The sequence below is a fragment of the Thermococcus litoralis DSM 5473 genome (assembly GCF_000246985.2).
Taxonomy (GTDB): Archaea; Methanobacteriota_B; Thermococci; order Thermococcales; family Thermococcaceae; genus Thermococcus_A; species Thermococcus_A litoralis.
The window spans coordinates 267555-279723 of the sequence record NC_022084.1; the positions used below are offsets into that span (position 1 = coordinate 267555).

11 protein-coding genes and 1 pseudogene are annotated in these 12169 nt (G+C 44.3%); 2 read left to right on the plus strand and 10 right to left on the minus strand.

Annotated features, from left to right (window positions below; genetic code table 11):
- Nucleotides 1–63: 63 nt before the first annotated feature.
- Nucleotides 64–1808: pseudogene (locus OCC_RS01425) on the plus strand (radical SAM protein).
- Here OCC_RS01425 and OCC_RS01430 read toward each other — a convergent pair.
- The 7 genes from OCC_RS01430 to OCC_RS01460 all read right to left on the minus strand — a co-directional run bounded on the left by OCC_RS01430 (nucleotide 1805) and on the right by OCC_RS01460 (nucleotide 8950).
- Nucleotides 1805–2491, minus strand: a complete 687-nt coding sequence (locus OCC_RS01430) for a hypothetical protein (RefSeq protein ID WP_004069127.1) — start codon at nucleotides 2489–2491, stop codon at nucleotides 1805–1807. The pseudogene OCC_RS01425 and the gene OCC_RS01430 sit on opposite strands and share 4 nt — an antisense overlap.
- A gap of 46 nt (nucleotides 2492–2537) precedes the next feature.
- Nucleotides 2538–4436, minus strand: coding sequence for an S-layer protein (locus tag OCC_RS01435; RefSeq protein ID WP_004069126.1), 1899 nt, complete (start codon nucleotides 4434–4436; stop codon nucleotides 2538–2540).
- A 285-nt stretch (nucleotides 4437–4721) separates the two neighbouring features.
- On the minus strand, nucleotides 4722–5546 hold the full coding sequence (locus OCC_RS01440) for a hypothetical protein (RefSeq protein ID WP_004069124.1): 825 nt from the start codon (nucleotides 5544–5546) through the stop codon (nucleotides 4722–4724).
- Nucleotide 5547: 1 nt separating this feature from the next.
- Entirely contained in the window at nucleotides 5548–6594 is a 1047-nt protein-coding gene (amrS, locus tag OCC_RS01445) for an AmmeMemoRadiSam system radical SAM enzyme (RefSeq protein WP_004069120.1), read from the minus strand.
- Between the two features lie 105 nt (nucleotides 6595–6699).
- Nucleotides 6700–7404 carry an ABC transporter permease gene (locus OCC_RS01450; protein WP_004069118.1) on the minus strand — a complete coding sequence of 235 codons (705 nt, stop codon included), beginning with the start codon at nucleotides 7402–7404 and terminating at the stop codon, nucleotides 6700–6702.
- On the minus strand, nucleotides 7401–8102 hold the full coding sequence (locus OCC_RS01455) for a fluoroquinolone export ABC transporter permease subunit (RefSeq protein ID WP_004069116.1): 702 nt from the start codon (nucleotides 8100–8102) through the stop codon (nucleotides 7401–7403). Before OCC_RS01455 ends, OCC_RS01450 begins: the two co-directional genes overlap by 4 nt.
- Complete coding sequence (locus OCC_RS01460; RefSeq protein WP_004069115.1) at nucleotides 8099–8950, minus strand: ABC transporter ATP-binding protein; 852 nt, start codon at nucleotides 8948–8950, stop codon at nucleotides 8099–8101. The genes OCC_RS01455 and OCC_RS01460 overlap by 4 nt, the downstream gene beginning before the upstream one ends.
- Nucleotides 8951–9051: 101 nt before the next feature.
- Between OCC_RS01460 and OCC_RS01465 the strand changes: the two genes are divergently transcribed.
- Nucleotides 9052–10623 (plus strand): ion channel, encoded by a 1572-nt coding sequence (locus OCC_RS01465; RefSeq protein ID WP_020953594.1) that lies wholly within the window; start codon nucleotides 9052–9054, stop codon nucleotides 10621–10623.
- 39 nt (nucleotides 10624–10662) lie between these two features.
- Here the strand turns inward: OCC_RS01465 and OCC_RS01470 are convergent, their stop codons facing one another.
- From OCC_RS01470 to OCC_RS01480, 3 genes are read right to left on the minus strand one after another with little or no spacing between them, the layout of a single operon-like run.
- On the minus strand, nucleotides 10663–11397 hold the full coding sequence (locus OCC_RS01470; protein ID WP_004069111.1) for a class I SAM-dependent methyltransferase: 735 nt from the start codon (nucleotides 11395–11397) through the stop codon (nucleotides 10663–10665).
- A 36-nt stretch (nucleotides 11398–11433) separates the two neighbouring features.
- On the minus strand, nucleotides 11434–11910 hold the full coding sequence (locus OCC_RS01475) for a type II toxin-antitoxin system VapC family toxin (protein WP_004069109.1): 477 nt from the start codon (nucleotides 11908–11910) through the stop codon (nucleotides 11434–11436).
- Nucleotides 11879–12148, minus strand: a complete 270-nt coding sequence (locus OCC_RS01480) for a hypothetical protein (protein WP_004069107.1) — start codon at nucleotides 12146–12148, stop codon at nucleotides 11879–11881. The genes OCC_RS01475 and OCC_RS01480 overlap by 32 nt, the downstream gene beginning before the upstream one ends.
- Between the last annotated feature and the right edge of the window lie 21 nt (nucleotides 12149–12169).

Sequence of the window (12169 nt, forward strand, 5' to 3'; positions counted from 1 at the left end):
ATTTTGAGTATCAAACCCCAATGACCCGCTGGATTTTTAAACCTCTAACCAAAATCCCCACACATGATAGTTGCGATAGTTGATGGCTACACCGACGAACCAGCGGGGCTTGGAGTGCCTCCATATTTGGGGATCTACCCAAGATACGCCTATGGTGCAATAAAAAAGCCAGAAAAGATGCGAGAATTTTTTACCTCACGATAGATGACCTCCGCTTTACTTTTGAAGGCGAGCAAGGGATAAAAACCAAAAACAAAACTCCCAACGTGTATAAAACAAAAGAGATTCTTGAGAAGGCTGATGTGATTATATACATCGGTGGACTACACACCCCAGGAAAATACCTTTCTGCGGTTCCTTCTCAAGTGGAAGAGGTTGCAAAGTTTATAAAACCCTTCAAGGGCATTAAAATCCTCGGCGGGCCGGCTTTTATGGGCTCAGCCCATGAAGGTGGTACAAAGATAAGCTCAAGGGGACTAACCCTTGCCCATGCAATTTTTGACCACATCGTTTACAGTGACTTGGAAGCTTTTCTTTATGACTTCTTCACAAACCCCAAGGACGCAAATCCATTTCGCTTTAGGGACTATTTGGAATTAAGGGACTACGCACTCTTAGGTGCCGAAGTCGTGAAGCAATTTCCCGATTATCCGGATTTTGTTATAGTGGAAATCGAAACCCAGAGAGGATGCCCCAAAGCTGCAGGCATAGGAGGTTGTTCTTTCTGTACAGAGCCGGTTAGATACAAATCAATAGAAGACCGACCTATTGAAGACATCGTTAAGGAAGTTGAAGTGCTCTATAACCTGGGAGTAAGGCACTTTAGGATAGGGAGGCAGAGCTGTATCTTTTCATACATGGCTAAGCCGAACGGCAGGGTTCCGATTCCAAACCCAGAAGCCCTTGAGAAGCTCTTCAAGGGAATTAGAGTAGTTGCACCGGATGTGAAGACCTTGCATGTAGACAATGCCAACCCAGCGGTTATAGCAAATTATCCTGAGGAAAGCATTAAAATTGCAAAGACGCTTATAAAATACGGCACACCTGGCAACGTCGTTGCCTTTGGGCTTGAAACGGCCGACCCAAAGGTTGCAAGGCTCAACAACCTGAACTCCACAGCGGAGGAAACCTACGAAGCGGTTAGGATTTTGAATGAAGTTGGTGCCAAAAGGGGCTACAACGGAATGCCCTGGCTTTTACCAGGAATAAACATCCTCTTCGGCCTTCCTGGAGAAACCAAGAAGACTTACGAGCTTACCTATGAGTTCTTAAAGAAAATCCTCGACGATGGGCTGTTGGTGAGGAGGATAAACATAAGGCAGGTCGTTGTCTTTCCAGGGACACCTTTGTGGCATATGAGGGATAAGGTAAAGACCGAAAAGCACAAAGCCCTCATAAAGCACTACAAGTACAAGATAAGGCACGAAATAGACTACCCTATGCTTAAAAGATTATTACCAGTGGGAACGATTTTGAGGGATGTTAGGGCGGAGGTGTTTGATAACGGCCTAACATACGGCAGGCAGATAGGGAGCTATCCCCTGATAGTCGGAATTCCAAAGAAAATTGAACTGAACAGGTTTTATGATGTTTTAATTGTTGATCACGGCTTTAGGAGCATAACTGGAATACCGATTCCTATAAACGTGAACAGGGAGAGCTCAAAGGTTTTGAGCTATCTGCCTGGAATTGGAAAGAAAAAAGTTGCAAAGATCCTTGCAAAAAGACCGTTCAAAAGCAAGGAGGAGTTTTTAGAAATTGTGGAGCATGAGAAAAGAGAAATGTACAAAAGAGCTATAGAAGTTTAACTGCTCTCTCCTGTTGCCTGTGATGCAATTATTGTTTTCAGTGCCAAGACTTCAATGAAGAGGGTTTGTTCGCTTGTAGCCTCAATTATCAGCACTCCTTCCCTCGGGACGTAAATTCTGTTCGTCTTTGCCCCCTCAACAGGGCCCTTTAGTATTATCACGAGGTGTTTTTTGTTCCCCATTAATCCAAGGCCGAGCTTGGCCTTTTGGGCAAAAGCGAGAGTTGTTGTGTGAATTTTATCCTTATCCGCCTGAGCCCTTGCAAGGGCTTCTGTTTCATTATAACCATTGTGGATGTAGTACCAGTATCTCGCGGCCGTGAATATTGGTGATACAGTTACCGAAAGCTCAGAGGCAGTTTTGCTCCTCAAAACACACATCTGCCCGTATTGTGAAACGTCACAGTTCCTAAAGATTGGATCGCCAACAACTATCGTAAGATCATCATAAACATTGCTTCTCAAAGTAAGATTCAACTCCAAAAAGGGATCACCACTTATATAACTTTCGAGAAGAACCTTATACTGTCTCCCGCTATAAGGAACTTTAACCAAAACCTTATCCAGAGGGTCTCCTTTTGGAGTGATTGCTTTTTCCCAATTCAAATACCCATAGAAGACAACTCCGAGAGAAGCGGCAATGAGAACAATGGATAACAAAACTGCCAGTATCTTTTTATTCAATTTCAAAACCCCCAAGAAAAGTTAATTAAAAAAGAAGGAAAAGGCTTCAGAGGCCAGCCAAGTACTCCATGAGCTCCTTGGCTGCGTCTCTTGTGGCGTACCTGTCTTCACCAGCAACAATAAGGACGTCATACTCGCCAAAGACATCCTCTAAGTAGTTAAGGTCCCCGTCTCTGTTCTCCCAATCGAACATTCCCTGTTCAACGAGGTACTTGGTGATTGCGTTCGCAACTGGTCCACCGACGAGGATGAGGTTGCTGTCGACTGCGTTGACGTCAACCTCAGTGTCAAGCACTGTGATTGATTCTGCAATCTTGTTGACCTCGACGGTCTTGACTTTCTCGGTCTTAACGCTGTCAATGATGTAGTCATCAAGTTCCTCTCCGATCTTAACTTCCTTAGTCTCATATTGTGGTTCTTTTGGATCCACTGCTATATATGCCCTCGCGGCATAGTAGTTCTCTTCATCCTCTGGGTTTTCCTTTGTCTCACTTTCGAATTCATACTTGAGCACATATCTGTCAAAGAGGTTTATTGTTGAACCAACGAGGTCGTCTGTGTTTGTGAGCTTTATACCAAGCAGTCTGTCCCCATCATCATTGAATATGAGGTCCACTTTCCATCCATCGAGGAAGTCCTCGTCCCCATCTTCTATAGTGCCCACATCTGTCTGAATGCTTATCTCAGCTATCGTTGAGCCCTCGATACCAACAAACACTGTTTCAAGTTCAATTCTTAGGTCGTCTACTTCGTCGGATTCTCCCACGTCAACGCTTACGAGTTCTGTGTCTCCATCAGGGGTTGTAACCCTAAACAGTGCTCTCTCTTCGTTAATTGAAAGGTCGACTGCTTCAATTTTGTAGCCGTTGAATTCCAGAACCTGGTTTACTTTAATCCACTCAGTTCCCCAGTCCTTACCGATTTCAATTTCACCCTCGGTACCATTAATGGATAGTATCTCATACTTCTCTCCGAAGAGTGTGAATGCATCCCCTTCTTGAAGTCCCTCATAAAAGCTGTCGTCCTCTACATCATCAGTTGATAGGTCGTCGTAGTAGTAGCTGTGGCTCTCAAAGCCGAAGTCATCTGTATCTGCTTCGTCATAAACCTCTATTGTGAAGTCTATGTACACTTCAAGACCTTCTTCTGGAACTATCAGCTTAACACTCTTTGGTGGGATTGTTTTATCATCGTCGTTTAGATAATCCTCGTCATCTTCATCGAACTTGTAAAGACCGATTTGCTTTATGTTAATGAGGTAGTCAACTATTTTTGCTTCCTCAAGCTCGAGTTCTGTCTCAAATGGTGTGTCTTCACCGTAGGTTCCGCTTTCACTGTCGCCGAGCTCTATTGACTCAACGTCTGCGAGCTGTATGCCGGTAATTGTATCACCAAATGGCTGTATGTCCGTATCGTACTCGTCAAAGAACGTTGAGTAATAGTCGGTGTTCTCCAATTCAAGGATGTCGTGTTCTCCATCCGCATCTACACTGAATAGCTCATCAAACTCTGCTGAGTAGTATGCATCGCTGAGAGCGCTGTCGTCATCGGCAAATGAGCCGTTCCACCATCTGTTTCCTGGTAACTCACTGTATTTTTGAGCAGTAACTTCATCGTACTCATCGTCTGAGTCTTCAACAAAGCTTGAGTAGAGTGGGATGTCCTCTGGGTCAGGGGCAGTGTCCTCCTTAACAACAACTGCCGTTGCCCCTGCTTCGACCTCTTTCTCGGTGTAGAGGAGCGTACCGAGCGCTACAGCTACATCTGCTGCACTCACAACGTCCATAGCAGCAGCGTTGCTTCCAACTACGATTTTAACGTTTGGCATTCCATCCTTAACAAAGAATTCCTTTCCTGGAAGCTCTGATTGGGCGCTTGCATACCCAAGGGTTGCTCCAACCATTGCGGCACCAACAGCAAGGGCCGCGATTTTTCTTACCTTCATGTCTTCACACCTCCGATACCTTGTGGGGGCTAAACCCCCAACTATGGTATTCTTCAGTAGCTATATGTAGCTTAGGGTTTATATACTTTTCGCTTTCAGACCCTTTCTAACGATTAGAAAAGCCGTATTTTTCCCTCAATGGCCAAAAGTGGCATTTACCTAATGCCTACACCCAATTCGCCTTTTGCCGATAATATCTCAACAAAAGTTGAAGATGACAATAGATTCTCTACCAGCAATAATGATCTCTGCTTATAAACTTTTCCCCTTCGATAAATTAAAGGATCAAGAGAGCCTGAATTTGAAGGTGTCCTTTTCTATGAGCTTTTTCTTAAGCGGTCTGTGGATGAGTTCGTGGACAAAACCTCCAAGGTCTGTGAGAGCATTTTGAAGCTCCGTTGCAGAGATGTCAACTATCTCTGGCTCGATTATCGATATTGCAACCGGTGCATATTTTGCCGTAAGCTGGAAGAGAACCTCAAAAGGTGATACTAGCTCACTCGCAACAAGGGCGTATATTCTCTCCTCCCCCTCCTCCTGCACTTTTACAAGGATTTTGTTTATCTTACAGCCCTCATATGCGAAGGCCTTCAGCATGGTCTCCTCCACGACTTCCTTGTTTTTCCCATACGTTTCTATAACGAATCGGTAGAGAATCTCTTTGCCGTCAATTATCATCTCTTCAATCTCTTCCCTACTGTAACCTATTCTTGGCTTTGGAATCTCATCAAGCGGAGGATACGCTACAAGACCTCCAAACTTCTCCATGAGCTTGCCCATGAATAAAGAAACCTCCCCAAGGATTTTCATAAGGTCTTTACCTTCTATTTCAATTTTGGCAGGGGATACAACTTCAACTATTGCGGGGGCATATTTCATGGTGGCTTTCACTATTTCTTCAAAAGAACCCTCCAGTTCTGCCTCAACCATGCTTGAGTATTTGAGCATCTCCTCTTCAGGATTTTCAAGGATATCCTCGGCTCTTATGTTCTCAACCTTTACATTGGTTTCATTCTTTAGGGACTTTACGATCTCTTCGACAGCCCTTTCCAAAGCTTTCTTATGGTTTGAAAGCGCCTCTATATAAAATCTAACCCTCATTGTTGCCATATTACCACCACATTCCTCTGTAATGTCTTTTTTTATATTCGCCAATTATCGGTATTGGTTCACCACAGTATTCACACTTTCCATCCTTTATGTGGTACTCCTCTATCGTAAAGCCCCACCTGACTATTAAAGGTTTTCCACACTTTGGGCAGTATGTGTTTTCTCCATCATGGCCCGGGATATTCCCGGTATACACAAATTTCAACCCCTCCTCCTTAGCTATGCGATAAGCCTTTTCAATGGTCTCAACTGGCGTTGGAGGCAACGTGAGGAGCTTATAATGGGGGAAAAAGCGTGAGAAGTGTACTGGTGTATCATCACCTAGCTCTTCAACCACCCATCTCGCAAAAGCCCTTATCTCATCTTCACTGTCGTTTAGCGTTGGTATTATGAGGTATGTAAGCTCAACGTGAATCCCAAACTCCTTCTTGGCTATAACTGCAGTTCTCTTGCTCGGCTCCAAACTTGGCACCTTCGAGATCTTTCTGTAAAACTCATCTTTGAATGCCTTTATGTCAATGTTCATGGCATCTATATAAGGAGCTAACTCCCTAAAGGGTTCCTCGTTTATGTAGCCGTTCGTCACGAGAATGTTCTTGAGGCCTTCTCTTTTGGCGATCTTTGAAGTTTCGAGAACGAATTCATACCATATCGTTGGCTCGTTGTATGTGTAAGCTATGCTCTCGCATCCATAATGTTTGGCCAGCCTCACTATAGCCTCCGAAGTGACATCCTCCAAGTAGGGGAAAGTCTCATCAGCCTGGCTTATCTCCCAGTTCTGGCAGTGGATGCAGTGCATGTTACACCCAACTGTGCCTATAGAGAATGCACAGGAGCCTGGATAGAAGTGAAAGAGCGGCTTCTTTTCAATCGGATCGGCAGCCATAGAAGATACCTTCCCATAATTGAGGGTGTAAAGCTTACCACCAATGTTCTTCCTAACCCTGCAGGAACCCCTCTGTCCTTCATCTATGAGACAGTTCAAGGGACATAAGTAACATCTCACCCTGTTGCCCTCTAAGGGCTCCCAATACATAGCCTCTCTCATAAAACCACCATTCTAAAATAGCACTTACTATAGTTTAAGCTTTTGGTTCAAAAACAGGCTAAATAAAAGAGAGAATAGAGCAGCTTATTGGACTTTTGGTAAGATCTACACCACTCTCTTCCTAAACAGCACTACCAGAGGTATCAGCCACGCCAGATGCACCGCAAGAGCTATTGGGAAATTGCTGTAGTCGTTAAGTGGGATTCCTTCAAAGACCTTGTAGAGCCAGTAAGTTGGGAGGAAAGCAGTGAACTTACTCCAGTCCGTTGAGAGGTTTCTCCATACGACGACGAGCTTTATCACCGGTGGGAGCATTAGGAACCAGCCAATGACTTTGCTTACTGTTAAAGCCTGCATCCTTGACTCCGAGAACACCGTGATGAGCAGCCCGTAGATCCACACCTCGAAGAGGAAGAGAGTCATCAGAGCTAGAATGCCCTTTTGAGGTATTTCTATGTCGAGTATATAGGGGGCAACGAAAGTAAATACAGCCACTACTATTGAAGCCCAAGTTAGCCTATATGCCAAAAAGGCCTCGCTTGAGATGGGGATAACTTGGAGGGCTTGAATAGTTTTGTCTTCCTTCTCGTCGGCCATCATGAAGCCAGGTATCATGCCGAATATCATGGGTATGAATATCAAGCCTAAGAGAGCCAAGAGGGAATAATAAATCCCGATGCGGTCTTTGAAGTAGCGGATGATGAGGAGGATCACGAGAGTCATAGCAACGCTGTACAGGAGCATCGGGTCCCTCCTCAGGAGCTTGAGGTCGGTCTTGTAAATAGCTCCAAACTTCTTCACAAAACTCATCTCAATCCCTCCACAGCGTACTTGTAGAACCTGATTTTAGCGATGTAGTAAGCTATAGCCAACCAGAGAAGCAAAGCTACCCCTGAAAGCGCCAAGGTATCCCTTGAGACCTCTACAAATGGTGCTTTGAAGAAGTAGAGGGCTGGATAGCTGGGAACAATGTAGAGGACTTTCCATATTTCGTTTGTGAAGTAGCCGTGGTAGTGGGCGAAGGGGAGCAGGGAAACCACCAGGACGGCCATTATTGGCACGAAGTAATCATCAAGATCGTGGTACTTTGCCGCTATCCCTATGCCGAGGAGTGTGTAAACCACCGAGCACAGGAAGACCCCAGTGATGACGTAGGGAAGCCCGTCGAGGGAGCGCGTGCCAATAGCCATTATTAGCACTGCCCCAATTATCGAGAGAACGCTCATTATGACAGTCTTAGCTAGAATGTAGCTCCTCCACTCTATCGGCGTCACTGCGAGGGCGCTTATTGCGCCATCCTTCTTCTCCGCGAATATCTCCGTTCCAACGAACATAAATCCAACGAGCCCCGGCTCGAAGAGGAGGAATATGGGCACCATTGTAGGGAGGTACTGCTCTGGAAACGCCAGGAGCATCAGGCCGTAGGCGAGGCCTATCAGCACGTATATAGGGTAGACGTAGCTCCTTGATCCGACGATTACGCTTGTTTTCAGCAGGTTCTTCATCATACGAGCCGCCTCCCCGTCACCTTGAGGAATATCTCCTCTAAGGTCGGCTCCTCCGTGTTGATTCTCCTTATCTCGTGCTCTCTGATAATCCTAAGGAACTCCTCGTTCCGGCCGATGCCCTCGAGCGGGAACTCCTTCACAGCGACATCACCATTAACAACGTATTCCACCTTAACGAGTTTTTTACCCATCTTCACCTTGAGCTCGCCCGGGTTGTCCACTAGCCTTACGGAGCCGTCAACGATGAAGGCAACCCTGTCGCAGAGTTCATCGGCAACATACATGTTGTGTGTGGTGAGGAAAATCGTCTTTCCGTTCTCCCTCATCTCAAGGAATAAGTCTTTGAACTTCCTCGCGCTCGCTGGATCAAGGCCCTCAAGCGGTTCGTCGAGGAAGAGTATATCTGGATCGGGAAGTAGAGCCCTTGCCAAATCAAGTTTTTTCTTCATGCCCTTGGAGAAGCCGGCAACGAGTTGGTCTGCCTCTTTATCAAGTCCCACCATCTTGAGGACTTCCATCGGGTCGAGGTGCTTCTTGTAGAAGCTCGCGAAGAACTCAAGGTTTTCGAGGGCCGTTAAGCGGGAGTAAACAGCTGGAAACTCGAAGGAAACGCCGATTTTGTTGTAGTACTCCTTGCCCCACCTCCTAAGGTCTTTGCCAAAAACCTTAACTTCTCCAGTATAGTCCTTTATTATCTTGACGAGAATTTTGACGGTTGTGGTTTTTCCGGCCCCGTTTGGCCCCAGAAAACCGTAGATTTCCCCTTCCTCAACCTCGAAGCTGAGGTTCTCAACACCCCTAACATCGCCGTAATACTTTCTAACATTCTTAACCTCAATCACAGGCATGTTTTCACCAATTTAAAATAGGGCTTTGAAGTAGTTATAGTTAACCCCGCACATGTGCGGGTGCGGAAAGTTTTTAGGAAAGTTCACATAAAGATACATTCATGTGCAAGATGGCGCACTTCGGTAACTGTGACCCAGATACTGCTAACCAGAAGTACTGTATTTTTCATAAGCCGAACAAGAGTGAGGAAGAGGCGAGAGAGTTCTACAGGAAGTTTTTGGAGAGATTTAAGCCAAGAGTCGAAGAGATTGAAGTTCATGGACAAAAGGTAAAGAGGTTAGTTTTTGAGGAACTGGTTGATGCTAGAGGGTTCGTGTTTCCGCGGATTCCAAACGAACTAATTAAATATTCTGATCCAGAGGGGAATACATTAGATGAAATTTTCTCTTTTGAGTGGGCAGTATTTAAGGAAAATGTATGGTTTAGCTATTCAAATTTCGAACAAGCATATATTCAAAGTAGTCTCGAGTTGAAGGATATAGAGCTTTTTCAAAGTTTTGGAAGCGATCAGGTTCCTGATGTGGAAATTGACTCTTTTAAAACTCTAGACGTTGACATGATCTATAAAGACCTGCAAAGCATGATTCCAATTGAGAACTTTATAAGCTTTCGATACTCAAAATTCGAAAAGGAAGCACTATTTGAAAGAGCAAAATTTAGTGTTGCTAGATTCATGGGTGCACAGTTTAATCGAGGAATTTTTGAGAATGCGGAATTTAAATATGCTGATTTTATGTGGGCACAGTTCAATATTGCAGACTTCAATTGGGCAGTCTTTGAAGAAGCTATTTTTGAAGATTCAAAATTTAACATAGCTCACTTCATGGAAAGCAAGTTCAACAAAGCAAACTTTGCGAGAGCACAATTCAAAAAAGCATACTTTACTGATGAGACAATAGTGTATCCTGGGGAGCTTTTAACTATCTACGAAGGGTGGACTAAATTTAACGAGGCTAATTTTAAAGGTGCAAAATTTAATGAGTTGTACTTTACGAGAGTTCGAGTCCTCACCTACATATCTTTCGATGGAGCTGTAATTACGGATAGAGCGATGTTTATTGAACCTAACTCTTCAGATATAAACTCTTTGTTGGATGAAAACTGCGTAGATAAAGAATGTTGGAAAGACATAACCGTAAATAACTCATTTAAGATGTGTATTAAACGTTTTTGCCATCCTCAACCACTCGCAGAAATTGCCAAAATGCAACGCATTATATACGAGCGACTTGGTGATAAAGAAAACGCAGACAAAATGTTTGTCCTCGAAATGCGGGCTAAACGAAAAGCCCGTCTCAAAAATGCGCAAACGAAGTTTGAAAAGCTCAAAGCTTATACCCATAATTTCTTTGAATGGCTTCTTGGAGACTTACCCTCAGAATACGGGACAAACTGGATTCGCTTGTTAGGAATTTCATTGCTTGTGATTATCGGGAATGCTATTCCTTACACCATCTGGAGCAACTTCATTGAGGGGTTCCCTCAAACATCCAATTACCTCGTTCGCTTTGCCAACGCCTTCTACTACTCTCTCGTCACATTCACAACCCTTGGCTACGGCGACATGCATCCAACGGGCTGGCTTAAAGCACTAAGCGCCCTCGAAGCATTCACAGGTGCCGTCTTCATGGCACTCATTGTTGCGGTCATAGCAAGAAAATGGATGAGATAAAGGATCTGAAAACAAGAATACCTTACGATACCTTACAAATCACCCCTGCTTTTCAGCTAGCACCATTATCTCAATATCGTCAAAGTCAACCTTCCTCTTCCCCCACCTTCCGGCAGTGCCGCCCCAGATGCCGAGGACGTTGAAACCGGCCATCTTAAACATCAAGTACAGCTCCGTAGGCACATAAACGCGCTCCCTTATGGGGAACTTTGTCCCATCAGGGGCTTCAATCTCCTCGAAGAAAGTCATTGAATTTGGGTCGAATATGCCCTTCTCTATATCTTCATTAGTCGCTCCCTTTACCCTCCCAAGGGCACTCAGGGCCGTCAGCAAGAACTTCCCTCCCGGCTTCAGCGAGTCGTAGACATTCCGAAGTATTGCAAGGTCGTGCTCTATTGGGTCATCACTTAAACCAAGAAGCGAGAATGCACCTTCACAAAGGCAAATGGCAGCATCAAACTCGTTTTCCCTCTTAAACTTTGTAGCATCGGCCTTGATGAACTCAACCTGCACGTCTTCTTCCTCTGCTTTCTTCATAGCTTCCCTAAGCATGCCCTCGGAGATGTCTATTCCAGTGACTTTGTACCCTCTCTTTGCGAGTTCTAAGGAGTGTCTCCCCACACCACAGCCAACATCAAGAATCTTTGCTCCTTTAGGGAGCCTAAACTCCCGCATTATGAATTCAATTTCCTCCTTTGTATTCTTTGTAAAAGGCTCATCGAGGTAGTGAGGTGCCTCCCTGTTGAAGAACTCTTCCCATACGTTCTTTTTCATAAGTTCACTCTCCTTTTAACCCAATCCGTTTCTATTTTATGTCTCAAAAACATGCATCACTAAACCAGAAATGAATTCAAACTTTCTGAAAGTGCTATCTGATGTAATTTTTTTATCCGCGGTATAAAATTCAGAAGCCTTCACTCTTTTTGCAGACTCAATTTGGATAGCATCTGCTTGATAAATATGACATTTCTCCAAAAGGCCCCAACAATTTGTTAGAATTGAGCCATAGATCGGAATTATCTTTAATATCCCAAGTCTCTTCATCCTAAGGACTTCAGAAAGAAATCTGGCTCTAACTAATTCATGAGCCTCCTCATTAATTCGCTTTATTCTTTTTGCTCTATCCAATACCCCCAAAACTTCTCCTATATTCCACAAACTAAAGGCTAGCTTAATTTCACCTTGATATGCCCTAGTGTACAGCCCCACTATTTTTTCGCTGTTTTCTTCTTTTATGTAGCGCTTTATTATCGCGCTACTGTCCAAGTAGACTGTCTTCTCGCTCATCCCTCATCCTCCTAACAAGTTCACTTATAGAACCCCTGGCAGGGACTGGTTCAAACTCAATTTTTTTCTCGAATTTTTCCAACATCTTTTCCAAAGCACTTTCAATATCCAATAAAAGGCCCTCAGAAATAATCTCTTCAAGAAGCTTACTTAGATCTTTTTTCTCTTCCGCAGCATCTTTTTTGAGCTCCCACCATAGTTCATCGTCTATATAAATGCTGGTTTTGATCTTTCCCATAAGTCTCACCTGTAGATAATT

Coding starts and splice junctions, on each gene's coding strand:
- amrS (WP_004069120.1), bottom strand. CDS start 6,594: ATGAGAGAGGCTATGTATTGGGAGCCCTTAGAGGGCAACAGGGTGAGA.
- OCC_RS01440 (WP_004069124.1), bottom strand. CDS start 5,546: ATGGCAACAATGAGGGTTAGATTTTATATAGAGGCGCTTTCAAACCAT.
- OCC_RS01450 (WP_004069118.1), bottom strand. CDS start 7,404: ATGAGTTTTGTGAAGAAGTTTGGAGCTATTTACAAGACCGACCTCAAG.
- OCC_RS01460 (WP_004069115.1), bottom strand. CDS start 8,950: ATGCCTGTGATTGAGGTTAAGAATGTTAGAAAGTATTACGGCGATGTT.
- OCC_RS01475 (WP_004069109.1), bottom strand. CDS start 11,910: ATGAGCGAGAAGACAGTCTACTTGGACAGTAGCGCGATAATAAAGCGC.
- OCC_RS01480 (WP_004069107.1), bottom strand. CDS start 12,148: ATGGGAAAGATCAAAACCAGCATTTATATAGACGATGAACTATGGTGG.
- OCC_RS01435 (WP_004069126.1), bottom strand. CDS start 4,436: ATGAAGGTAAGAAAAATCGCGGCCCTTGCTGTTGGTGCCGCAATGGTT.
- OCC_RS01465 (WP_020953594.1), top strand. CDS start 9,052: ATGTGCAAGATGGCGCACTTCGGTAACTGTGACCCAGATACTGCTAAC.
- OCC_RS01470 (WP_004069111.1), bottom strand. CDS start 11,397: ATGAAAAAGAACGTATGGGAAGAGTTCTTCAACAGGGAGGCACCTCAC.
- OCC_RS01455 (WP_004069116.1), bottom strand. CDS start 8,102: ATGATGAAGAACCTGCTGAAAACAAGCGTAATCGTCGGATCAAGGAGC.